Below are 23599 nucleotides of genomic sequence, written 5' to 3' on the forward strand. Positions count from 1 at the left end.
CAGCAAGGACCGCCCCATGACGCAGAACGATCCCGGTAACGATTACCCGCTCAGCGAAGTCCCCATGCATGCCCGCAAAGGCCTGGCCTCCACGGCCATGGTCTTGCTCGGCTTCACGTTTTTCACCGCGACCATGTTTGCCGGCGGCAAGCTCGGTGTGGCATTCAGTTTTGGCGAGATGATGGCGGTGATCGTCGTCGGCAACCTGCTACTGGGTTTATACGCGGCGGGCCTGGGTTACATCGCTTTCAAGAGTGGCCTCAACTCAGTGTTGATGGGCCGTTTCTGCTTCGGCGAAGTCGGCAGCAAGCTCAGCGACCTGATTCTCGGTTTCACCCAGATCGGCTGGTACGCCTGGGGCACCGCTACGGCTGCCGTGGTGATCGGTAAATATTTCGATCTCGACGAAGGCACGGTGCTCGGTTTGATGGTGCTGTTCGGTCTGCTGTTCTGCGCCACGGCTTATGTCGGTTATCGCGGACTGGAGATTCTGTCGTACATCGCCGTGCCGGCGATGATGTTATTGCTGATGCTGTCGATGTGGGTGGCGACGGTGAAAGTTGGCGGTTTCGAGGGTTTGCTCAGCGTCGTACCAAGCGGTTCGCTGGACTGGTCGACGGCGATCACCCTGGTGTTCGGCACCTTCGTCAGCGGCGCAACGCAGGCGACCAACTGGACACGCTTCTCGCGTTCGGCGCGCGTGGCGGTGCTGGCCAGCCTGATCGGTTTTTTCATCGGCAACGGCCTGATGGTGCTGATCGGCGCGTACGGCGCCATCGTCTACCAACAACCGGACGTGGTTGAAGTGCTGCTGTTGCAAGGTTTCGCCATGGCTGCGATGGCCATGCTGTTGCTGAACATCTGGAGCACCCAGGACAACACCATCTACAACTTCGCCGTTGCCGGCTGCAATCTGCTGCGCACCGGCCGGCGTAAAACCGTGACCCTGGCCGGTGCAGTCATCGGCACCCTGCTCGCGCTGCTAGGCATGTACGACATGCTGGTGCCTTACCTGATTCTGCTCGGCACGGTGATTCCGCCGATTGGCGGGGTGATCATGGCGGACTTTTTCTTCCGTTGGCGCGGGCATTATCCGCGCCTGGCCGACACACGGTTGCCGGCGTTCAACTGGCCGGGGCTCGGGGCCTACGCGGTGGGTACCGTTGCCGCGTTCAGCTCGCCGTGGGTCGCGCCGCTGGTAGGGATCGCCGCTGCCGCGCTAACGTATGTCATCGTCACCGGCGTGCTCGGCGCTCGCAGCGCGACCGCGCCACTACAAGACCTATAAAAAAGGATTCGCCTGATGCACATCATCAACGCCCGTTTGCGCAACCAGGAAGGTTTGCACGAACTACACCTCGAAGACGGCCTGATCCGCAGCATCGCCCGGCAGACTGAAGCGCCGACCCTCGGCCCGGATGACCTCGACGCCGGCGGCAATCTGGTGGTGCCACCCTTCGTCGAGCCACACATTCACCTCGACGCCACCCTCACCGCCGGCGAACCGCGCTGGAACATGAGCGGCACGCTGTTCGAAGGTATCGAGTGCTGGGGCGAACGCAAGGTCACCATCACCGAAGAAGACACCAAAACCCGCGCGAAGAAAACCATTCAGGCGCTGGCCGCCCACGGCATCCAGCACGTGCGCACCCACGTCGACGTCACCGACCCGCAACTCACCGCGCTCAAAGCCATGCTCGAAGTGCGCGAGGAAAGCCGTCACCTCATCGACCTGCAAATCGTCGCGTTCCCGCAGGAAGGCATCGAGTCGTTCCGCAACGGTCGCGAACTGATGGAAGAAGCGATCCGCATGGGCGCGGACGTGGTCGGCGGGATTCCGCATTTCGAGTACACCCGCGATCAAGGTGTGAGTTCGGTGAAGTTCCTCATGGACCTGGCCGAGCGCACCGGTTGCCTGGTCGACGTGCATTGCGACGAAACCGACGACCCGCATTCGCGCTTCCTCGAAGTCCTCGCCGAAGAAGCGCGCAGCCGCGACATGGGCGCCCTCGTCACCGCCAGCCATACCACGGCGATGGGTTCTTACGACAACGCCTACTGCGCCAAACTGTTCCGGCTGCTCGGCCATTCCGGGATCAGTTTTGTTTCCTGCCCGACCGAGAGCATTCACCTGCAAGGGCGTTTCGACAATTTCCCGAAACGCCGGGGCGTAACCAGGGTGAATGAATTGCTCGAAGCCGGAATGAACGTATGTTTCGGTCAGGACTCCATCGTCGACCCGTGGTATCCACTGGGCAATGGCAACATCCTCCGAGTGCTTGAGGCCGGGCTGCACATCTGCCACATGCTCGGTTACCGCAACCTGCAAAGTGCGCTGGATCTGGTCACCGACAACAGCGCCAAAGCCATGCACCTGGGTGAGCGTTATGGGCTGGAACAGGGGCGGCCGGCGAATCTGCTGATTCTGTCGGCGGACAGCGATTATGAGGTGATCCGCAGTCAGGGCTTGCCGTTGTATTCGATTCGCGGCGGCAAAGTGTTGATGAAGCGGCAGATGCCGGTGGTGGAGTTCAGTGGTGAGCTGAGCTGAGAGGCGCACCGTGAATCCAATGTGGGAGCGAGCCTGCTCGCGAAGAGGTCGGCACATCCGCCATCATCGCCTCAGACAGACCGCTTTCGCGAGCAGGCTCGCTCCCACAGGGTTCGGTGTTTGAACAGGGTATTTGTGTTCGCACAAAACCCTGTGGGAGCCTGACTTGCCAGCGATGACGCCGGCGAATTCAACCCATCAACCGCGCCGCACCAAACAACCTGACCCGCACCAACTCCGCACCTGCGGCTTCGAGCAAAATCGGCGCCGTGCCGCCAGGCATCACCACCTGCACTTCTCCCGCCGCCACCCAACCCACACGCCAGGCCGCGCAGGCCACTGCACTGGCACTGGTGCCGGAAGACGCCGTCGGCCCCTCGCCGCGTTCGAACACTCGGGCGAGAATTTTTTGTGGTGACTCCAGCACCGCCCATTGCAGATTGACGCCTGCCGGGCATGGATCTCCGGCACCGGTGGGCATGGCGTAGGCGATTGCGGTCAACCCTTCGTTCAGCGGTGACTCACGCATCTGTTGATTGCTCGGCAACGCCGCCCTGTCATCCAGCAGCGTCACGCAATGCGGATTGCCGATGCGCACGAACTGGCTGTGTGACCATGCCGGATCGAGTGTCGCGAGTGGTTTTACCTGACTCACGTCATGTCCGTTGAAGTCGACGCTTTCCACGTTCTGCGCAGCCACTGCGCGAGGCCCGAAATCGGGTTGCCCCAGGTCAAGCCAGAAACCCTGAACGCCTTCGACTGCAGCCGGTTTCACCGAGGTCTTCACCGCTTCGCCCTTGTCGTGATGCACGCGCAACAACGCGCCCTCCTCCGGCATCAAGCCTTGCTCCGTGAGCGCTTGCGAGAAAATCGTCAGGCCATTGCCGCTGCGCTCGGCGAGGGTGCCGTCGGTGTTGACGATCAGCACGTCGAACGGCGGCGATGTCTGGAACGGGCCGATCAGCAGGCCGTCGCTACGGTGGGATTTGCTGTTCGCCGGGCGCTGGTCTTCGGGCCAGTCGCAGCAAAGTTTGATTGCTGCTTCGCTCCAAGACTGACGCGAAGAGGCGCATTCGGTGGCGCTGGCAGGCAAGGCAATGCCCGCGTCGCTCAGTGCCTGCGGCGAAATCACACCATAGATATTGCCGCGTGCATCGTAAAACTGCGTCATCAGTGTTTGTCCCTGTTGCCGAAGAAGGCCACTGTAAAACGCAATCCCTTGTGGGAGCGAGCCTGCTCGCGAATGCAGTGTGTCAGTCGATATATTTTTAGCTGATACGGCGCCTTCGCGAGCAGGCTCGCTCCCACAGGGTAGGATGTCGGCTGTACTGCCTCGAATGATTGGCGATCGAACCTCGTCGCCGTATCACTGTCCTTCGGGGACGCGATGTTTTTTGCCAAGGATCGATATGACCAGCCTCAACCCCCAAGACACCTTCGTCCCCGGACGCCTGCAACAGATGTCCACGCGCATCGCCTTTTTCATCGCCGGGCTCGGCATCGCCGCGTGGGCGCCACTGGTGCCGTACGCCAAGGCGCGCGCCGGGCTGGATGAAGGCACGCTGGGGTTATTGCTGTTGTGCCTCGGGGTCGGTTCGATTCTGGCAATGCCGCTGGCGGGGATTCTGGCCACGCGCTTCGGCTGTCGGCGCGTAGCCACTGGAGGCACGTTGTTGATTTGTGCGGCGCTGCCGCTACTGGCCACGGTGTCGTCGATCCCGGCGCTGATCGCCACGCTGTTCATGTTCGGCGCTGGCCTGGGCACGGTGGATTCGACGGTGAACCTGCAAGCGGTGATCGTCGAACGCGCTAGCGGCAAGAACATGATGTCGGGCTTTCACGGTTTGTTCAGTCTAGGCGGGATTGTCGGCGCGGCGGGTGTCAGCGCCCTGCTCGGCCTTGGCTTGACGCCGCTCGCGGCCATGCTGGTGGTGGTCGTCGTGCTGATCGCGGCGCTGTTCAAGTGCGTGCCGCACATGTTGCCTTACGGCAGTGAAAGCTCGGGACCGGCCTTCGCCATCCCCCACGGCATCGTGCTGTTTATCGGCGGGATGTGCTTCATCGTCTTTCTCACCGAAGGCGCAGCACTGGACTGGAGCGCGGTGTTTCTGGCGCAGGAGCGCGGGATCGACACCGCGTATGCGGGGCTGGGTTATGCAGCGTTTGCATTGACCATGACGGCCGGGCGTTTGCTGGGTGACCGGATTGTACGGATGGTCGGTGCAACGCGGATCATTCTGTTTGGCGGTCTGCTGGCCGCGGCAGGCTTGTTTCTGGCGACCTTCGCGCCGAGCTGGGAAGCGGCATTGGTCGGATATGCACTGGTCGGGGCCGGCTGTTCGAACATTGTGCCGGTGCTGTATACGGCAGTGGGCAAGCAGACGGTGATGCCGGAGAGCATCGCGGTGCCGGCGATCACCACGCTGGGTTATGCGGGGATTCTGGCGGGGCCGGCGGTGATCGGCTTTGTAGCGCATGCCAGCAGTTTGAGTTTTGCCTTTGGCTTGATGGCGGTGCTGCTGGTTGCCGTAGCCATCGGCGGTAAAGTCCTGAAGGTCTAATCCCTGTGGCGAGGGAGCAAGCTCCCTCGCCACACTTTCAGAGCTTAGAAACCGACGCTGGCCTGCACAAAGAACGTCCTCGGCGCGCCAACATACATCCCCGAGTTGTTGTCGCTGGAGCGGGTGAAGTACTGCTTGTCGAAGATGTTTTTCACCCCGGCACCCAACTTCAGGTTCGACACCTGCGGGCCGAAGTCATAGCCGCCACGCACGTTCCAGGTTACGTACCCCGGAATGTCGCCGTATTGCCCGTCCGCCGTGCCATCGGTGATGTAGTTGCCGTTGAAACTGCCGTCGGCATTCACCCCGGTGCCCGGCGAGCGCTGCTTGGACTGGGCAAAACCGTCGAGGTTGTAAGTCCAGCGGTTGATGTCGTAGCGCAAACCGACGGTTGCCACCTGACGCGAATAGAACGGCAGATCACGGCCCTTGAAGCCCGGAATCTCACCTTCATAAGTAGCGCGGGTGTAGGTGAAACCCGCGTTGGCGGTCAGACCGTCAAGACGTGGATCGAGCGCCGCCATGTCGTAATGCACAGAGGCTTCGATGCCTTGGTGCTTGGTCGCGCCGAGGTTGGTCCAGCCCACGTCGTTGCTGATGTATTGCAGTTCGTCGTCGAAGTCGATGTAGAACAGCGTCACTTCACCGCCCCACACGTCATCGTTGTAGCGCGTACCGATCTCGTAGGTCTTGGCTTTTTCCGGCTCCAGACCATTGGCGGTCTGATCACCCGAGCCGCCCTGGCCGAGCTGGAAATACTGCAGGCTGCCGAACGAGGTTTCGTAGTTGGCGAACAGCTTCCACGCATCAGACAGGTGATACATCACGCTCAGCGCCGGCAACGGCTCGTTGCTCTCGATGCTGCGGTTTTTCGCCTGTACCGGTCTGCCGGCGGTGTCGAGCACGGCGCGGTCATGCCAGTCGGTGCTGATGTGTTCGAAGCGAATGCCGGGGGTGATGGTCCAGTTGCCGACGTCGATTTTGTTATCGATGTAGACCGAGTTGGCCTCGGTGCCGCCCGTGCGGTCCTGGAACACATGGCCGTCGGAGGTCGGTGTGAGCACCGGCTGATTGTTGACCAATGCCACGCGGCTCGACGATTCGTGCATCGCCTCTTTCAGGTAGCGATAACCGACACTGACTTCCTGGGTGGTCTGGCCGACATCAAATACCCGCGATACCCGTGGCTCGATGCCCAGGGTGTAGTAGGAGCGCGGGTACGAACTGAGGGTTTTTTGATCGCGGGCGGCGATGGTGCTGCCACGGAAACTGTCGGTGTAATAGGTGAGGATTTCCGCTTGAGTGCGCTCGTCGATCTGGCGGACCCATTTGAACGACACATCTTTGCGCCGCCCGGTGAACTGGTCGTAGTCACGCACCGAGTCGTACGGTTTGTCGTCGTACTGCTTCTGCGTCAGACCGCCGGGCATGTCGGCCGTGGCGTCGTAGTAGTGAAAGTTGAGGCTGAAGTCGTCCTGATCGGTCGGCGCCCAGTGGGTCTTGAGCAGCACGTCGTCGATGTCGTTGCCGTTATTACGCTCGCGGTAGCCATTGCCGTTGACGCCGGAGTACAGCAACGCCACACCCATGCCGTTGTCGGCGGTGCCGCCGAGGAACGCGGTGTCGATGTGCTTCCAGCCACCGTACTGAGTGGTTTCCAGGGTGGTGCCGATTTCACCGGTGGCTTTTTCCGGAATCGCGCGGGTAACAAAGTTGATCACCCCGCCAACGTTCTGCGGCCCGTAACGCACGGAACCAGCGCCACGTACCACGTCGATGCTGTCGAGGTTGCCCGAAGAAATCGGCGCCATCGACAGTTGCGGCTGGCCGTACGGCGCGAACGCCGCCGGCACGCCATCGATCAGCACGGTGGAGCGCGGCGACAGGCGCGAGGTCAGACCGCGCACACCAACGTTGAGGGAAATATCGCTGCCGCCGGTGCCGTTGGAGTCCTGCACCTGCACGCCTGGCACACGCTTGAGCACGTCACTGACGTTCATCGCGCCCTGCTCGACCATCGCTTCGCGGCGAATCACCGTGCGCGCGCCGGCGTGGTTCTGCACCACGGCGGCGTTGGCGTCACCCAGCCAGTCGCCGACCACTTTGATGTCGGTCACGCCGAGTTCCAGCGGACCGTTGCCGGCGGCCGAAGTCGCGGCTGGTGACAGCGTCACCGAACCTTCATTGATCTGATAGTCCAGACCGCTGCCCTGCAGCAATTGGCGCAATGCCTGCTCCGGCGAGATATCACCGTCGACCGCCGGGGCTTGTTTGCCGGCGACCAGGTCCGGGCTGAAAAACACTTGCAGCGACGTCTGCTGGCCCAGTTCGCTCAGGGCCTGACCGAGTGGCTGCGCACGGATATGAATGGCTTCAGCGGCAAACGCCAGCGGCATGGCAGCGTTGACCGCCAGCGCGAGAGCCAGCGGCAGCCAAGGGGATTTTTTGTTGTTGGCAGGGGTGGTGTTCACGTCGTACGTAGTCCTGTGGATCGCAAGAGTGTGCGGCTGTTAATGCAAACCAGTTGCAGTTGAACAGGAAGACGATGAACTCGAAAAAAACCTGAATTTTATTTTGCGATTATTTCCTGACTGCCATCGGCAAGGGTGCGAACGGCCACCGGCAGGATGCTCGGCAAGGCTTTGAGCAAGGCGTCGGTGTTGTCGGCGTTGAACACGCTGGTCAGGCGCAAACTGGCCACGGCCGGGTTGGCCACGGTCAGCGGCTTCTCACGATAGCGCGACACTTCGGCCGCGACTTCGCTGAGGCTGGCGTTGTTGAACACCAGTTTGCCGCCGCGCCATGCCGTCAGTTGTGCCGGGTTGACCGCATAGGCTGCGGCCACTTGGCCTTGCGCATCGACATGGGTGCCGAGGCCGGCAGTCAGGCTGATAAATTGATTATCCGGCGCATCGCGCCCCTGCACTTTCACCGTGCCCTGCTCCACCGCCACGCGGGTTTGCGTGACATCGCGGCGCACATCGAAACGCGTGCCAGTGACCGTAACCTTGCCATTGCCGGTCTCGACCACGAACGGTCGCGAGGTATCGTGCGCGACGCTGAACATCGCTTCGCCTTCACTTAACTCGATCAGGCGCCGATCCTGTTCAAAGCGCACCTGCAAGCGGCTGCGGCTGTTCAGATCAATCACCGAACCGTCCGGCAGCGCCACATGTTTGCGCTCGCCCAACGCCGTGGCGAACTCGGCGCGGTAACCGCCAGGATGATTCAAACCACTGAACAAGCCCAGCCCGAGCGCCACCGCCAGCACACTGGCAGCCACGGCAAAACGCAGCAATGGACGGCGTTCGCGACGGGGCGGCGGTGTTTCAACAAGGGCTTTGAGGCGTGGCGCCGGGAGCAAATCGGCGGCCGACCACAAGCCCTGCAGCAACTGGAATTCGTCACGGTGCTGTGGATGTTGATTCAGCCAGGCGTCGAAGCGCTGCTGCTCGTCGGCCTCAATGGCCGGCTCCTGCAAACGCACAAACCAGCGAGCCGCATCATCGCGCACCGTTGTTTGCCCGCACGCGCAAGCACGCGTATCCATCATGGAATGTCCTGTTGGGCTGGGGATAAAAGGAGGCAGTGGCTCATGACTGCAACCCGTCGAGGCGATCACGCAGATGGCGCAGGGTGCGGATCATATACTTTTCGACCATGTTCTTGGACAGACCCAGGCGTTCGGCGATTTCCGCCTGGGTCAATCCTTCGATCTTCTGCCAGACGAAAATCTTCCGGCAATTGACCGGCAGCTCGCCGAGCGCCCGTTCGATGGAGTCAGCCAACTGGATCGCATGCATGTAATGCTCCGGGTCGCCGGACGACGACACACTGTGATCAAGGGCCTCCGACTCCATGGCACCGCGCCGATCTTCACGGCGGTAGCCATCGACCGCAATATTGCGCGCGGTCTGGTGCAAGTACGCCCGGGGCTGCTGCACCACCGCCGAATCCGACTCAAGCACGCGCACAAAGGTATCGTGCGCCAGATCCTCGGCCTGCGCGCGATTGCGCAGGCGACGAGTCCAGGTGCCGATCAACTCTTCGTAATGCTCGAAAAAGCCGGGTCTGCGGGGACGCATGGGGGTATGGGCGGCGTGCTGAGGAAAAGGACGTGAATAGTAATGGTTACCATTAAGCCGAAGCAATGGATTCCTCGCCCGACCGTCCGGACCGTCTCTGCAACTCAGCGTTTTATCGAAATCACACCGCTCATGTATTCATGCAGATCGCGCAGATCCTTAACGCTCCAGGCGTGCGGCGGTATTTTCACCCCGTTCTCCTTCAGCGTTTTCGGAATCAGGTTGCCGTTCGGGCGAAGGATGATCGACGACACAATCACGCCCGGATATTCATTCAGGCGTTTTTTGAACGCGGAGGTTGTCAGGTCAGGTGTGGGCGGATTGCTTTTATGCGCCAGCGGTCCGGTGCCTTTTATATCGGCGCCGTGGCACACCGCGCAGCGCTGTGAATAGAGGTTTTTGCCGTTGCTGTTGTCCGCAAAGGATGCGGATGGTTGAGCGATCAACAAAGCCCCGAGTACAGCGACGAATGCTGCTTTCATTGTTTGCCTCCCTGGCGTCTTTAAGGTCGCGCATGATGCGCGAGATTTAACGCCTGGCGCAAAACAATGTGGGAGCGAGCCTGCTCGCGAATGCGGCACACCAGTCACTTACTGCATTGACTGAATGGACGCCTTCGCGAGCAGGCTCGCTCCCACAGGGTTTGGTGGTGGATGCAGGTTCAAGTGCATCCACCAATGGCCAGTGAATCAGCCTTTTTCGTCGACGCCTGCTTGCAGGGTCTGGGTATCCAGATGCCCGCTCAGGGTGACTGGGCCGACTCTCAGGTTGCCGTTTTCCAGGGAAACCTTCGGTGCGTTTTCCTCGGCTTTATGGGGCAAGTCCAACCCGGCCTTCACACCATAATCGCGATTACTCAGATCAGTACTGATGACCTTCGAACCACCGAGATCGACCTTTCCTTCAGCCGCCGAAATCCGCGCGCCGGTCAGTTGCATGCCGCCGCCGACCGTGAGGTTCAGACCTTGGTCAGCACTGATCGCGGACGCCTGCGCAACGCTGTCTTTATGCGCATATTCGCCCTGCGCTTTCAGCGTTGGCTTGTAGTCGGTGCCGGCGAGTTTTTCCTTGTCGTTCGGTGGATTTTTCTTCGCGGTCAGGCCCAGATCGACATCGACCTTGGCGTGGTTGCTTGAGTCTTGACGACTTTCGACCTTCAGATCACCCGCGACCTTGCCGCTGACATCTTTAGCGTCGATCCGCGCCCCCGCCAGCTGTGCGTCACCGGCACTGTTCAACACCACGCCGTCAGCCTTGATCTGGCTGTTCTGCTGGGTGCTGCCCTGCAAGTAATCGACACCGACTTTGGCCCCGGCATTGAAACCGTGATCGCTGCTCGCTTTCTCGTCTGCAGCAGTCGGGGTTTTGCTGCTCAGGTTGCCGCCGGCATTCAGCGCGACATTCCAGTTATTGCGCTTGTCGGTGGACTGCGCCGACTCCTGCACATAACCGCCCTTCTGCGCATCGATGCTGACGTTCGGCGCGCTGACTTGAGTGCCTTGCAGGTGAATCGAGTCACCGCTCAAGGCGATACCGTTATGGCTGTTGAGCTGGCCACCGGTAAGGGTTTTCGAATCCTCGTTGACCCGCCCGATATTGAAGTTGCCACTCAGATTGCCGCCCTGATCACGGCTCTTCTCGCTGCTGGTTTTGCTACCACCGCCCTTCAAACCGCCGCCGAGATTGCTGCCGGTAGCGGTGTGAGTGTCGGTTGCGGCTTGCAGATCGAGCTTGCCGTCAGCGTGCAGATCGATGGCGCCAGCGCTGTCGATCTTGCTGCCTTGCTGGACTTGGTCGCCGCCGCTGCTGAGTTGCACCGGACCGTTGCCGCTGATGCTCGCCACATGGGCCTGGGTGTCAGCGCTTTGCTTGCCGGTGTGATCGAGCTGGAACCCGGCGCCAACATCGACGTTGGTGCCATCGGTGCCCGGCAAGGTGCCGACCGTCAGCGAGCCATTGCCGCGCAGGCTGGTGTCATTGCTGCTCTGATGATCGTTGGCCTGATTCAGCGCCAGATCACCACCCGAGTTGATGCTCACACCGCCCTGCCCGCCGTCGAAACGGCTGCCTTCGAACTGCGCATCGCCGCCAACCTTGATGTTCACACCCTGGCTGCCGGCGTAACCGCCGACCACTGCGCTGGAGCTGTCCTTGCTCGACGCACTGCTACCCCCCGCACCACTGCCGGCGACGTTCACGTCTTCACCTGTCTTGGTGTAGACGCGTACGTCGACCTTGGCATCCACCGCGTCAGCGCTGCTGTTGTGCGTGTTGCTGGCGGCGTCGGCAAGCAGTTGGTCAGCGCTGATGTTCACTTGGCCGGCGCTGGCGTTGTATTGAGTGCCTTGGTCACGCAGCGTGCCGGTGGTTTTCACATCGACGGTGCCACCCTCAAAACGGCTGACCACTGCGTTGCTGCTCTGCTCGGTTTTGCTGGCACTGCCATGCCCCACCGCAACGTCGATACCGACATTCGGCTGACCGAGATTGGCCAGGGCGTCCTTGTCCGGCACCTTGCCGTTGAGCACGTCGTTGACCGCGCCAGCGATTGGCCGGGCGATGTCTTTGTACTCGACATTGGCGCCGATGTCCGCCGACCAGTTGCTCTCGCTATGCGTGCGGCTGTCAGTGTTGCTGGCCGCACGGTTGTCGATTTCGTTGGCAGCAACATTCAGACCGTTGCCGGCCTTGAGCTGCGCGCCTTCGGTGGCGAGTTTGTCGGCATTGATGGTCAGGCCACCCCTGCTCTGCACGCTGGTGGTTTGCGCGATGGTTTTGCTGGTCGAATCCTGCGCCGTGCTGTGGGCGAAATCGACGCCACTGCCGGCACGGTCGAGGCCGCCGGTGTAGTAGAAACCACCGCCGGTGCTGGAGGTGTCGGTGGAGGTTTTGTGGCTGTCGGCTTCGGCCAGCAACGACACGTTTTTGCCGCTCAACGTCGTGTCGCCAGCAGTGGATTTCACTTCCGCGCCTTTGAGCGTAACGTCACCGCCCGCCTTCACCTGCACACTGCCGCCGCTGAGGCTGGAGCCTTGCTGGGTGACATCGTTGCGGGTCACGGTTTGTTGCTTGTCTTCGTAGTGAATCCCGGCGCGATACTGCTCCGGTGTCTGCTCTTTGGCGTACGCATCGAAGCCACGGGTGTGCGTGGTGTCAGTGCTGTCGTGAGTGTTCTGCGCAGAATGCACATTGACGTCACCCGCCGCGTCGGCCGTCAGCGCTCCGTCAGCCTTGACCTTCGAGCCCGCCACTTCAATATCCTTGGCGCTCTTGAGCTTGAGGTTGCTGTCAGACACCAGCTCACTGCGCACGGTGCTGCTGTCTTTGCTGTTCTGCCGCGACTCGTCCTTGCTGATGCCGAAGAACTTGCTGTCCTTGTCGTGGTTGTTGCTGTGCGCGGTGTCCTGCACACCGTCGATCACCAGCGAACCCTTGTCGCTGATCACGCTGGCGTCGGTGCCGCCGCGCACCTGACTGCCGCTGATGCGCACGTCGTCAGCCTTGACGAGCAGTTTGCCGCTGGCGTTGATTGTGCTGCCCTGATGCTGGGTCTTGCCCTTGTCGGCATCGCCGGTCTTGCCGAAGAAACCACCGCCGACCAGGTCACCGGAGTAACGGTTGTCGCTGCTGCGGTTGGTGCGTGTGGCGGTGCTGATTTCCACTTGTTTGCCGGCCAGTCGCACGTCGCCGGCGCTGCTCAACTCGGCGCCTTCGGAACGCAATAACGCGGCGGTTTGCAGGGCGATGTTACCGGCCTTCAACTGGCTGGTGACGCTGCGCTGTTCTTCGCTGCTGCTGTTCCAGTCGGCTTTCCACAGGTGCTTGCGGTGGTTGCCTTGATCGGTCTGCGTGTGGCTTTCGGTGGCGGCAGTCAGGCGCAGATCACCGCCGCTGTGTACGTCGAGATTGTTCGCGGCTTCGACTTTGGCGGCTTTCAACTCGGTGTCTTTGCCGGACGACAGTTTGGCGTCGCGACTGGCGATAATCTGGCTGCCGTGTTGACGCGATTCGCTGTCGGTCTGGGTACGGTCGTAGGTTTCCCAGGTGATGCCGATGGTGCTGTTGTTCCAGTTTTCGCGCTTTTCCTGAAGCTTGCGGCTTTCGACCGTGGACAGGGTCAGGTTGCGTTTCGCCTCGACGGTGACGTCGCGAGCGCTGACATCAGCAGCGGCCAACGTCAGATCCTTGCCGCTGTGCAGGCCGACATCGCCCTGACTGCTACGGATACCGGCACGGGTCACGTCGAGGCTGTTGGCCACGGCTTCACCGCTGACACTCAAGTCACCGGCCGAACGAATCTGCACGCCGTCACGCCCGGCGACTTGCACCGCGCCCACCCGCACGCCCGCGCCTTCGGCGGTGCTGACAATATTGATGCGCCCGGCCTGCATCGCGCCGAACAGGCTGGCGTCGATGCGCTGATCGGAAGTGTTGCCCGCCGGGTCGACAGTTTTCACCTGACCGCTGGCGTAGTCGACCTGATTGCGCCCGACCGTAAGGTTCAACTGATCGCGCGCAGTGATCGCGCCCTGACTGTCGATACGCGGCGCGATCAGGTTGATCGAGCCCTCGCCGTTACGCAGGCCACCGCTGTGAATCTGCAACTGACCGCTAGCGTCGCGGCTGTTCAGGCTTTGCAGTTTGCCGTCATTCAACTCCGGGCGACCGACCAGCAGATTGGCATTTGGCGTGTTGATGAAACTGCCGCCATTGACCGAGATGCCGTTGGGGTTGGCCAGCACATAATCGGCGGCGCGACCGAAGATTTCCTGCGCGCCGTTGATCGCGGAAGGATTGCGGCTGATCACTTCGTTGAGGATCACACTCGCGGCCTGCCCTTGCAGTTGCGGGTTGGCCGCCAATTGCCCGGCCAGTTGCGATTGCCCGGCCTGCAAGGCGTTGTTCAGCACCAGGCCCTGACGGTCGACGTTGTAGTCGAGGAACTGGTTGTGCGACAGGCCCGAACCATTGGGCGCGACGATGTTGACGATGGGCACACCGCCCTGGGTCTGCAATTGCGCGGTGCCGCCGGGGCCTGGTGCGACCACGACGCCGCCGGCGAGCGCGCTCGGCAGGTGCACGGCGAAGAACAGGCTGGCAATCGCCCAGCGCAATTTGCCCCGAGGGGAAAGATGAAATGCAAAGGTGTGTGCTGGCATAAAAACGTCTCCATGTGAGTACGGCATCACGTCGCGCGTTTAGTCTTGGCCGTGGCTGACGCGCTCAGATCCGACGGCTGTTTGTTCACTGCGTTGTTCAGATTTGCAGGCCCACTCGCATCAGCCAGGTTTCAGGCTCGTGCTGCAAACCACTCGGGGTGTTGAGGGCGCGTTGGTAATCGACGTCCACTTGCAGGTTCTTCCAGCCCAGATTCAGGCCGACACTGGCGCCACTCAGGCGTTGGCCCTGAGCACCGTGATCAGCCTTGATCCAGCCGTGGTCGAGGCCCACGCGCGGGGTAATCTGCAACGGCCATTCAATGCGCAGCGGCAGGCGCAAGGTGTTGCGCCAGATCGCGCCGCTGGCGCCGGAGGCACTGCTGACCCGATAGCCGCGCACCGCCGAATCGTCGGTGCCGAGCAACTGTTCGATGGCCGGCAACGGATCCGGGCTGTACTGCACGTTGAGTTGGCTCTGCCATTGCCACGCCTGCGCGCCGAACCGACCGTTACGCCATTGGCTGAGGCCGGCGCGGTACTTGCGGAACTGCGCCTTGGGCAGGTTGTTGATCTGCTGCTGCGTGTCATCGTCGGCGCCAAACCAGCGCAGGCCTTGGGCGTAATTGACGTCGAGGTTCCACACCGCACGGTCGAGCCAGAACAGATTGAGTCCGGCTTCGGCCACGGTCAGGGTCGGGCTCTGAATACCCAAGCGAACGTCTTGCAAGTAGCTGTCGACATCCTTGTGCGCCAGTTGCAGGTTGGCGCTGAGCTGCCGGCTCTGGTCGCGCCACACCACACGGTCGGCGCGCAGGCTGACCTGATCGGTGATGCCGGTGCTGTGAAAAGTCACACTCGGCAGTTTGAACGGCGCGCGGTATTCGGCGTGGCTGGCGAATACGCTGTAGGTCCAGTAACCGTAAGGGATCGCGTAATACAGGCTGGCATTGCGGCTGTAGCGGTCACCCTGATTGAGGGTGTCGCTGGCGCTGAGGCTCAACAAGTCGTTGAGTTGCAGCGGGCTGTCGAGGCTCAGGCTGACCGTGTCGCGATCACGTCCGGTGCTGGCGCTGCCGAGGTTGTCGATGCCCGCGTTCAAGGCCCAGCGCGAATGCGCGGCGGTGCGCGAACGCAGGATGATTCGCGAGGCGCCGGGCTGGCTGCCGGGGGCGATGTCGGCGGTGAGATCGATCGAGCGCAGGCGATTCAGTTGATCGAGGCCTTGCTCCAGGTCACGTAAATTCAGCGGCTCGCCGAGCATCCCCGGAAACGCGCCGCCCAACGAAACCGGCAAGCTCTGATCGGCCAGTTCGATGGACTCGATGTAGCCTTCGTCAACGCGGATATCCAGCGACTGCCCCACTGCCGGAGCACTGAGCAGATACGGACGGCTGGCGATGTAACCCTTGTCGACGTAGATCGCGGTGATGGTGGCCAGCAGATGATTGATCTGGCCGACGCCCATGCATGGCGCCAACAGCGGTTTGATCTGCGCGTTGAGTGTGTCGCTGTTGATCAGCGTGACGCCGCCGATGCGCGCACCGCTCAACGGCCAGCAACGTTCATCGGCGGTGACGGTTGGCGGGAGGCCCGGGGTAACCGGCGCCGGACCGAACGCACCGCGCTCCAGTTGCCGTTTTCTTTGCTCAAGTTGCAGTTGTTGCAGATCACGCTGCTGCTGTTGCTGCTGGCGCAGCACTTCCTGGCCCGGCGCGACAGGTTCGGCCGCATCAACCGAGGCGGCACACACACTCAACACAAAGGCCGACAACAGCGGGCAACGCGTGGAGCGACAACGAAAAACAGCGTGAAGCGAATACGGCACGCAACATCCTTGCAATCAACTGGCGCAATGCCACCCCATCAATAGCCGTGATAGTCGGAGCCCTCCTACGCAAATGCAAGACGCTTCCTACAGCGCTTACATTTCTTAAACAAATACGAACCCTTCCTTAAACGGCGGCGAACTGACGATCGGCGCTAAAAATGAATTGCCACAAAATATTACTCACGTCATATTACACTCGTAATAACGACCCTCTGCGCAGGAATGACGCGATGACCAGCATGCCCACCCTCGAAGCCGACCGCGTTGCCTCGGTCAAAACCCGGCCGCCAATGCTGAAACGTCTGTGGCTTCCTGGCGCAGGTTTGCTCGCGCTGATTTTCGCCGGTGTTTACGCCGTGCATTGGTGGGGCACCGGGCGCTTTATCGAAGAAACCGACGATGCTTATATTGGTGGCGATGTCACGGTGATCGGCCCGAAAGTCGCCGGTTACATCGACGAAGTGCTGGTCAGCGACAACCAGCAGGTGAAGGCCGGCGATGTGTTGATCCGCCTCGACGCCCGCGACTATCGCGCCAATCTGGCCAAAGCCGAAGGCGCCGTCGCCGCCGAAGAAGCGCTGCTGGCCAACCTCGACGCCACCGAACAACTGCAACAAGCGGTGATCGGTCAGGCCCGCGCCGGCATCGATGCCGCTGGCGCAGAGACTGCGCGTTCACGGGATGACAACGCGCGCTACAAACGCCTGGTGACCACCAACGCCGTGTCGGTGGAAAGCGCACAACGCGCCGACGCCACCTTCAAAACCGCGCAAGCCCTCAGCGCCCGCGCCCAGGCCGAACTGCTTGCCGCGCAACGTCAACTGGCGGTGATCGACACACAGAAACAACAGGCCCGCGCCGCCCTTCAACAAGCCCGCGCCGAACGTGATCTGGCGCAATTGAACCTCGGCTACACCGAACTGCGCGCACCGTTCGATGGGGTGATCGGCAATCGGCGCGCACGGGTCGGCGCCTATGCCCAAGCAGGTTCACAGCAGTTGTCAGTGGTGCCGGCCAGCGGCTTGTGGGTCGATGCCAATTTCAAGGAAGACCAGTTGGCGCGGATGAAACCCGGCCAGCGCGTGAGCATCCGCGCCGACGTGCTCTCCGGTCAGGAGTTCCACGGTCGCCTCGACAGTCTCGCCCCCGCGACCGGCTCGCAATTCAGCGTGCTGCCACCGGAAAACGCCACCGGCAACTTCACCAAAATCGTCCAGCGGGTGCCGGTGCGAATCCTCCTCGACCCGGCCGACGGCGTGCTCGGCCACTTGCGTCCAGGCCTGTCGGTGACGGCAGAAGTCGACACCCGCGCGCAACCGCAAACCAGCGCCGTGGCTGTCGCGCCATGAGCACCGCCCTCACCGCCCCGGCGCAACCGTTCAACGCGGCAGACATGGCGACCGCGACCAAAGTGTTCGCCTTCGCGACCATGTGCATCGGCATGTTCATTGCGCTGCTGGATATCCAGATTGTCTCGGCGTCGCTGCGTGATATCGGCGGCGGACTGTCCGCCGGCACCGATGAAACCGCGTGGGTGCAGACCAGTTACCTGATCGCCGAAATCATGGTGATTCCGCTGTCGGGCTGGCTGTCGCGCGTGTTCTCCACGCGTTGGTTGTTCTGCGCCTCGGCGGTCGGCTTCACCCTCGCCAGCCTGCTCTGCGGCGTGGCCTGGAACATCCAGAGCATGATTGCCTTTCGGGCGCTGCAAGGTTTTCTCGGCGGCTCGATGATTCCGCTGGTGTTCACCACCGCGTTCTTTTTCTTCACCGGCAAACAACGGGTGATTGCCGCCGCGACCATCGGCGCCGTCGCGTCATTGGCACCGACGTTGGGACCGGTGATCGGTGGCTGGATCACTGATATTTCTTCGTGGCACTGGTTGTTCTATATCAACCTGGTGCCGGGGATTTTCGTCGCCGTGGCAGTGCCGATGCTGGTGAAAATCGACCAGCCGGAACTGGCCCTGCTCAAGGGGGCGGACTATCTGAGCATGGTGTTTCTGGCGCTGTTTCTCGGCTGCCTGGAATACACCCTCGAAGAAGGCCCGCGCTGGAACTGGTTCAGCGACCAGACCATTCTGACCACGGCGTGGATCAGCGGCCTCGCCGGGTTGGCCTTCATGGGTCGCACCTTGCACGTGGCCAATCCGATCGTCGATCTGCGCGCCTTGAAGGATCGCAATTTCGCCCTCGGCTGCTTCTTTTCGTTCGTCACCGGCATCGGTCTGTTCGCGACGATTTACCTGACGCCGCTGTTTCTCGGCCGGGTGCGCGGCTACAGCGCGCTGGACATTGGTCTGGCGGTTTTCTCCACCGGGGTGTTCCAGATCATGGCGATTCCGCTGTATGCCTTTCTGGCCAATCGCATGGACCTGCGCTGGATCATGATGATCGGTCTGGGCTTGTTCGCGGTGTCGATGTGGGAGTTCAGCCCGATCACCCACGACTGGGGCGCGGGGCAATTGATGCTGCCGCAAGCGTTGCGCGGGATTGCCCAGCAACTGGCGGTGCCGCCAGCGGTGACATTGACCCTGGGCGGGTTGGCGCCCGCGCGGTTGAAGCATGCATCAGGCCTGTTCAACCTGATGCGTAATCTGGGCGGGGCGATTGGTATTGCGGCGTGCGCGACCATTCTCAATGACCGCACCAACCTGCACTTCACGCGGTTGGCCGAACACTTGAACAGCAGCAATGAAGCGATGAATCAGTGGCTGACGCAGGTCGGCGGCAACCTTGCAACGTTGGGCCAGAGCGGCGAAGTCGGGGTCACCGCCAGCCTGCGCCAGTTGTGGCTGCTGACTTACCGCGAGGCGCAGACGCAAACCTACGGCGACACCTTTTTGATGATCGGCGTGTGCTTCGTCATCGCCACCGCGATGGTGCCCTTGATGCGCAAGGTGCAACCACCGGCGGCGCCGAGTGCGGATGGGCATTGATCCAGCTTTCTGAAGTTTTCCCGGCCCCTGTAGGAGCTGCCGAAGGCTGCGATCTTTTGATCTTGTCTTTTAAAAGATCGCAGCCTTCGGCAGCTCCTACAGGGGATTGTGGGTAGCTTAAGCCTGCGGGATTTTGCGGAAGCCCACCGCCAGACGGTTCCAGCTGTTGATGGTGCTGATCGCCACGGTCAGGTCGACCATTTCTTTCGGTGTGAACTGCGCCGCGACCACGTCGTAATCTTCGTCCGGGGCGTGGGTCAGGCTCAGTTGCGTCAGCGATTCGGTCCACAGCAGCGCGGCGCGTTCGCGGTCGCTGAAGAACGGCGCCTCACGCCAGGCAGTGACCGCGAACAGGCGACGCGGGGTTTCACCGCCCTTGATCGCATCGCTGGTGTGCATGTCGATGCAGAACGCGCAGCCGTTGATCTGCGAAGCACGCAGCTTGACCAGTTCGATCAGGGTCTTTTCCAGCGGCAGTCTGGAAACGGCGGTTTCCAGGGCCATCATCGCTTTCAGGGCGTCTGGGGAAGCGGTGTAGAAATCGGTACGAGGTTGCATGGTGGCTCCGGGTAGCAAGTGAATGTGTGGCTACGTTAGTCCTCGCAACCGGTTCGGCAAATAGCCAATATTCCCGAAGTTCAGGAGGCCACTTGGCTGACCGCTCGTCAGCCAACAGGCACCAAGGGCCCTGCGCGTCTGACCAATATCAGGTACATCCCCTTCTGGAGACGCATCATGATCACGCGCAAACTCACTTCATTGTTACTGGCCGGGCTGCTGGCCAGCGCCTCGGCCGCCAGCTTCGCCGCCAACGATGGCGCTGATGCCACCGGCACCAAATCCGGCGCTACAAGCGGTTCGACCATGCCACCGGATAACACGCCGGGCGCGCCTTCGGGCGGTAACGGTTCTTCGGGCACAGGTTCCGGGACTGGCACCAATGGTGGGGCCAGCGGTTCGGGCTCGGGGGCTGGCGGCGGCACGGGTTCGGCCGGCGGCGGGACTGGCGGTGCGGGCGGTGGCACCGGCGGCTGAACCAACAAGAGCCACCCCGATTAGACAACGTCCCATGTGGGAGCGAGCCTGCTCGCGAAGGCGTTGTGTCAGATAACCTTTTATTCGCCTGACACGACCTCTTCGCGAGCAGGCTCGCTCCCACAGGGTTTGTGCCAGGCTTTGGATCAGCGATCGGAGCGCATCAATTAGGCCTGGTCGCTGTCCAGTGCCAGCACCGCCGCGCGATTGCGCCCGGCATTTTTCGCCTGATACAACGCCGCATCGGCGCGCTGGATAAACACTTCCAGGCTGTCATTGCCGCTCGGGATAAATGAATAACAGCCCAGACTCACCGTCAGATACCCGGTCGGCGAGCCGCTGTGGATGATGTGCTTGTCGATCACGCTGCGCCGAATTTGCCCGGCAATCGCCAACGCGCCGTTGATGTCAGTGTCCGGCAACAGCACCGCAAACTCCTCGCCGCCATAACGTACCGCCAGATCGGACTTGCGCTGGCAGCACGTCTGCAGCACTTGGGCGACCTGCGCTAGACAATGATCCCCCGCGACATGACCGTATGCATCGTTATAGCGCTTGAAAAAATCGATATCGAGCATGATCAGGCTGACGGGGCTGACCTGCCGCGCGCCACGGGCGAATTCGATCTCCAGCGAACGCTCGAACAAGCGTCGATTGGCCAACCCGGTCAGGCTGTCGTGCGTCGCAATCTGCTCCAGCGTGCGCTGGGCCTTGCGCAGGTTTTTCTCGATCCTTTCGCCGTCGCGCACCTGATAAATGAACACCCAGCCAAACAGGCCGACGCCGAGAATCACCAGCGCGACTATCAAACTCGACTGAAACGCACGCTCGTACCAGCCCTTGAGAATCGTGTCGCGCGACGTCGCCGCCGAGACGACCAAAGGATACGCCGACAGGCGCCGATAGCCGTACAACCGCACAATGCCATCGACCACCGAATCGATCATCGCCGTGCCGGCCGCCGCCTCCGGCAACAACGTTTGATAGATCTGGCCCTGCGCCAGCGAGGTTCCGATCAGGCGTTCATCAAACGGTCGGCGGGCAAGCAAGGTGCCGTCGCTCAAGCCGAGAAACATGATGCCTTGATCGTCGAGGCTGAAGCTTTCGAAGAAGCGGTCGAAGTACGCCATCTTGATCCCGGCCATCAGCACACCCTGGAAATTACCGGCGTGATCATTGACGCGTTTGGAAATCGGGATGACCCACTCGCCGTTCTCGCGGCTGCGAATCGCCGGGCCGATGTGTGCCAGCGTCGAGGCGTTCTGCTGGTGGAACTTGAAATACTCGCGATCGGCCACGCCATTGCCACGGGGCAGATCGGTGAATGAAGTAATCACCCATTGGCCCTGCGTGTCGAAAAGAAAAATACCGTGCAACTGATCCAGTTGCTGCACGCGCCGGGCGAAAGTTTTCTGCAGGCGTGGCTTCTGCGCGGAGCCGTAACCGTCATCCTGAATCCAGTCGACCAGGCTGGTCATCACCAGATCGGCGGCCAGGAAAGTGTCCTCGGCCTGCTGGGCCATCGCCCGGGTCAGGTTGCTCGATGCCACTTTCGCCACGGCCAGATCCTGGCGCCGCGATTGCTCCAGTTGCAGGTACAGCAAACCGGACAGGCACAACCCCACCGCAACGATAAACAGCACCGCCGCTTTGCGCAGCGGCAGGCGTTTAAGGGTGCCTCCGGGGGCTTGGTGCGGATCGTGAATGGGGATAGGCAAAAGCAAGTCCTGGGCAGGTACGACAAGGGCAAAGGCCCGTAACCCTTATGTTTTGTGAGCGTAGCCCACCGGGATGCACGGGGCAAACGCCACGGTCCCGCCCAGTTATATCGGCGCGCAGCGAATTTGGATGATCGCTGTTCGCAGATTTATTTTCGATTGCCTCTTTAGGGTTAGTCAGTTGTGAAGGCGTGTGAGCGGGTGCAGCGTGGTCTGGTGGCGTTTTGCGGGGAGAGTCAGGAGTGGATGCCGCAGGACTTGCCTGATGATCAGGCTTGTCGAAAACCCCGTGGCGAGGGAGCGTGCTCCCGCTTGAGCGCGCAACGCTCAGAAAATCTTTGGGGCCGCTGCGCGACCCGGCGGGAGCAAGCTCCCTCGCCACAGGTTTATTGTTCAATCGATCAGTTCTGACACCTCAACGCGACGGCGGCACCCGAATATCCCCCGCGCGGCACTGGGTTTTCACGCCCTTGCCACAGGCGCCGAACTGCAAATCCTTGCCCATGCACACGCGCACTTCCGAGAGTTCCGGGCCGCTGCAAATGACGGCGATGCCATCGGCTGGAATCCCCGGGTTGGCCTTGCGGAACAGGTCGGCGATTTCCTCGGCTTCGAAGTAATACGAGCTGCTGAGCGGTTGCAGTTCCTGCGGGATTTTCACCGCGCCAACGGCTTTGTCCGCTTCATCCAGATAACCCATCGCGCCGAGGCCGCTGCAAGTGCCGTGCTTGGACCATTCGTGGTCGAGCAGTTTTTTGGTCGGGAACAGTGTCAGGCCTTTGCTGGTTTCCGCCGCCGAGAGTGTGGTCAGCGGCGGGCAGGATTGCGGCCAGCCACCCTTGGCGTATTGCGGCCACAAGCCGTGCAGCACGAAACCGTAACCCTTGCCGGAACACTGCACATCATCTGTGTGGGTCAGGCAAAAGGTCGGCGACCAGGACAGCGTCAGCAGGTAGTAATCGAATACCCCCGCCACCGATTCCGCCTGGACCTTGCTCGACTGCGATTGGCGTGCCGAACTCAAACCGATGCTACCGGCCGTCAGAGCAATCACTGCCAAAATTGTAAACAGCTTTTTCATCTACCCGCTCCTTGGGACGCCTGCGTCCGTGGTTTTCGATCCTGACCAGACTTGGCCAGTGCTGATTTCGACACGCTTGTGTTGCAGGCGCATGACGCAAGGCAACGCCGTACCCCGTTGAAAGGTCTACGATTAACAGGCAGACATCAAACCAAGGGATCCGAAATGAGTAAAGCAGACGAACTCGCCGCCAAACTCAAGCAAACCCGGCACACCCACGCGGATGCCGCGCTGGAGATCGATTGCTGGCCGGCGCAGGTGTACGACTTGTACCACCGCATCGAGGCGTGGCTGCAACCGGTGACTGAGGTTGGTTTGAAGATTCGGCGCAACCCCACGCACATCTGCGAAAGCTCCCCGGATGGCGAAACCCACGATTACGCCATCGACCAACTGGTGATCGAAGCCAACAATCAAAGCCTGACATTTGATCCCATCGCACGGTTTACCGAGGATGGCGCCGGCCGGGTGCAGATCACCCCGTCAGCCACGGACACCTATCTGCTGCGCACCGTGGATGAGCACGGTGAGAGCCATTGGTGGATGCAGTCGATTGAAACCGGTCAGGAGCTGGATGCCATCGCGCTGACCGAGAACAATTTGCTGCAGGTGGTGCAGGATGGGTTGGGCTTGTAATCCTCTT

At 61.4% G+C, this 23599-nt stretch carries 17 protein-coding genes; 7 read left to right on the forward strand and 10 right to left on the reverse strand.

Features of this window, described 5'->3' with window-relative positions:
* Positions 1–16: 16 nt before the first annotated feature.
* On the forward strand, positions 17–1288 hold the full coding sequence (gene codB / locus BK670_RS16305) for a cytosine permease (RefSeq protein ID WP_123451062.1): 1272 nt from the start codon (positions 17–19) through the stop codon (positions 1286–1288).
* A gap of 15 nt (positions 1289–1303) precedes the next feature.
* The gene (gene codA, locus BK670_RS16310) at positions 1304–2551 is read left to right on the forward strand and encodes a cytosine deaminase (RefSeq protein ID WP_038362511.1); all 1248 of its coding nucleotides are present in this window, start codon (positions 1304–1306) and stop codon (positions 2549–2551) included.
* 190 nt (positions 2552–2741) lie between these two features.
* Here the strand turns inward: codA and BK670_RS16315 are convergent, their stop codons facing one another.
* The gene (locus BK670_RS16315) at positions 2742–3722 is read right to left on the reverse strand and encodes a diaminopimelate epimerase (protein ID WP_123451064.1); all 981 of its coding nucleotides are present in this window, start codon (positions 3720–3722) and stop codon (positions 2742–2744) included.
* 238 nt (positions 3723–3960) lie between these two features.
* Here BK670_RS16315 and BK670_RS16320 point away from each other — a divergent pair, with 238 nt between their 5' ends.
* Positions 3961–5112 (forward strand): MFS transporter, encoded by a 1152-nt coding sequence (locus BK670_RS16320; RefSeq protein WP_123451066.1) that lies wholly within the window; start codon positions 3961–3963, stop codon positions 5110–5112.
* 44 nt (positions 5113–5156) lie between these two features.
* On the opposite strand, the gene BK670_RS16325 is transcribed toward BK670_RS16320, so the two are convergent.
* The 6 genes from BK670_RS16325 to BK670_RS16350 form a co-directional block, all read right to left on the reverse strand.
* Positions 5157–7583, reverse strand: a complete 2427-nt coding sequence (locus BK670_RS16325) for a TonB-dependent siderophore receptor (protein ID WP_123451068.1) — start codon at positions 7581–7583, stop codon at positions 5157–5159.
* A gap of 98 nt (positions 7584–7681) precedes the next feature.
* Positions 7682–8665 carry a FecR family protein gene (locus BK670_RS16330; RefSeq protein WP_123451070.1) on the reverse strand — a complete coding sequence of 328 codons (984 nt, stop codon included), beginning with the start codon at positions 8663–8665 and terminating at the stop codon, positions 7682–7684.
* 40 nt (positions 8666–8705) lie between these two features.
* The gene (locus tag BK670_RS16335; RefSeq protein ID WP_123451072.1) at positions 8706–9197 is read right to left on the reverse strand and encodes a sigma-70 family RNA polymerase sigma factor; all 492 of its coding nucleotides are present in this window, start codon (positions 9195–9197) and stop codon (positions 8706–8708) included.
* A gap of 104 nt (positions 9198–9301) precedes the next feature.
* Positions 9302–9679, reverse strand: coding sequence for a c-type cytochrome (locus BK670_RS16340; RefSeq protein WP_123451074.1), 378 nt, complete (start codon positions 9677–9679; stop codon positions 9302–9304).
* A gap of 207 nt (positions 9680–9886) precedes the next feature.
* On the reverse strand, positions 9887–14356 hold the full coding sequence (locus BK670_RS16345) for a hemagglutinin repeat-containing protein (protein WP_123451076.1): 4470 nt from the start codon (positions 14354–14356) through the stop codon (positions 9887–9889).
* Between the two features lie 97 nt (positions 14357–14453).
* Complete coding sequence (locus BK670_RS16350; RefSeq protein WP_123451078.1) at positions 14454–16181, reverse strand: ShlB/FhaC/HecB family hemolysin secretion/activation protein; 1728 nt, start codon at positions 16179–16181, stop codon at positions 14454–14456.
* A 233-nt stretch (positions 16182–16414) separates the two neighbouring features.
* Between BK670_RS16350 and BK670_RS16355 the strand changes: the two genes are divergently transcribed.
* The gene (locus BK670_RS16355; protein ID WP_123451080.1) at positions 16415–17533 is read left to right on the forward strand and encodes an HlyD family secretion protein; all 1119 of its coding nucleotides are present in this window, start codon (positions 16415–16417) and stop codon (positions 17531–17533) included.
* On the forward strand, positions 17530–19122 hold the full coding sequence (locus BK670_RS16360; RefSeq protein WP_123451082.1) for a DHA2 family efflux MFS transporter permease subunit: 1593 nt from the start codon (positions 17530–17532) through the stop codon (positions 19120–19122). The genes BK670_RS16355 and BK670_RS16360 overlap by 4 nt, the downstream gene beginning before the upstream one ends.
* Before the next feature lie 117 nt (positions 19123–19239).
* Here the strand turns inward: BK670_RS16360 and BK670_RS16365 are convergent, their stop codons facing one another.
* Positions 19240–19680: a carboxymuconolactone decarboxylase family protein gene (locus tag BK670_RS16365; protein ID WP_123451084.1), complete on the reverse strand. Its 441-nt coding sequence runs from the start codon at positions 19678–19680 to the stop codon at positions 19240–19242.
* A gap of 177 nt (positions 19681–19857) precedes the next feature.
* Here BK670_RS16365 and BK670_RS16370 point away from each other — a divergent pair, with 177 nt between their 5' ends.
* Positions 19858–20157: a hypothetical protein gene (locus tag BK670_RS16370; protein ID WP_123451086.1), complete on the forward strand. Its 300-nt coding sequence runs from the start codon at positions 19858–19860 to the stop codon at positions 20155–20157.
* 167 nt (positions 20158–20324) lie between these two features.
* Here BK670_RS16370 and BK670_RS16380 read toward each other — a convergent pair whose 3' ends face one another.
* On the reverse strand, positions 20325–21875 hold the full coding sequence (locus tag BK670_RS16380) for a sensor domain-containing diguanylate cyclase (RefSeq protein ID WP_123451088.1): 1551 nt from the start codon (positions 21873–21875) through the stop codon (positions 20325–20327).
* Positions 21876–22290: 415 nt separating this feature from the next.
* A complete protein-coding gene (locus BK670_RS16390) occupies positions 22291–22956 on the reverse strand; it encodes a ribonuclease T2 (RefSeq protein ID WP_123451092.1) in 666 nt (221 codons plus the stop codon).
* Between the two features lie 165 nt (positions 22957–23121).
* Between BK670_RS16390 and BK670_RS16395 the strand changes: the two genes are divergently transcribed.
* Positions 23122–23592: a hypothetical protein gene (locus BK670_RS16395; RefSeq protein ID WP_123451094.1), complete on the forward strand. Its 471-nt coding sequence runs from the start codon at positions 23122–23124 to the stop codon at positions 23590–23592.
* The last annotated feature ends 7 nt before the right edge of the window (positions 23593–23599 follow it).

The sequence above is a fragment of the Pseudomonas fluorescens genome, from assembly GCF_003732425.1.
Lineage (GTDB): Bacteria > Pseudomonadota > Gammaproteobacteria > Pseudomonadales > Pseudomonadaceae > Aquipseudomonas > Aquipseudomonas fluorescens_BE.

Excerpts from the sequence above, each read along its gene's own strand:
- BK670_RS16390 (WP_123451092.1), bottom strand. The coding sequence starts at position 22,956 with ATGAAAAAGCTGTTTACAATTTTGGCAGTGATTGCTCTGACGGCCGGT.
- BK670_RS16330 (WP_123451070.1), bottom strand. The coding sequence starts at position 8,665 with ATGATGGATACGCGTGCTTGCGCGTGCGGGCAAACAACGGTGCGCGAT.
- BK670_RS16370 (WP_123451086.1), top strand. The coding sequence starts at position 19,858 with ATGATCACGCGCAAACTCACTTCATTGTTACTGGCCGGGCTGCTGGCC.
- BK670_RS16340 (WP_123451074.1), bottom strand. The coding sequence starts at position 9,679 with ATGAAAGCAGCATTCGTCGCTGTACTCGGGGCTTTGTTGATCGCTCAA.
- codB (WP_123451062.1), top strand. The coding sequence starts at position 17 with ATGACGCAGAACGATCCCGGTAACGATTACCCGCTCAGCGAAGTCCCC.
- BK670_RS16395 (WP_123451094.1), top strand. The coding sequence starts at position 23,122 with ATGAGTAAAGCAGACGAACTCGCCGCCAAACTCAAGCAAACCCGGCAC.
- BK670_RS16320 (WP_123451066.1), top strand. The coding sequence starts at position 3,961 with ATGACCAGCCTCAACCCCCAAGACACCTTCGTCCCCGGACGCCTGCAA.
- BK670_RS16360 (WP_123451082.1), top strand. The coding sequence starts at position 17,530 with ATGAGCACCGCCCTCACCGCCCCGGCGCAACCGTTCAACGCGGCAGAC.
- BK670_RS16345 (WP_123451076.1), bottom strand. The coding sequence starts at position 14,356 with ATGCCAGCACACACCTTTGCATTTCATCTTTCCCCTCGGGGCAAATTG.
- BK670_RS16315 (WP_123451064.1), bottom strand. The coding sequence starts at position 3,722 with ATGACGCAGTTTTACGATGCACGCGGCAATATCTATGGTGTGATTTCG.
- codA (WP_038362511.1), top strand. The coding sequence starts at position 1,304 with ATGCACATCATCAACGCCCGTTTGCGCAACCAGGAAGGTTTGCACGAA.
- BK670_RS16335 (WP_123451072.1), bottom strand. The coding sequence starts at position 9,197 with ATGCGTCCCCGCAGACCCGGCTTTTTCGAGCATTACGAAGAGTTGATC.
- BK670_RS16355 (WP_123451080.1), top strand. The coding sequence starts at position 16,415 with ATGACCAGCATGCCCACCCTCGAAGCCGACCGCGTTGCCTCGGTCAAA.
- BK670_RS16365 (WP_123451084.1), bottom strand. The coding sequence starts at position 19,680 with ATGCAACCTCGTACCGATTTCTACACCGCTTCCCCAGACGCCCTGAAA.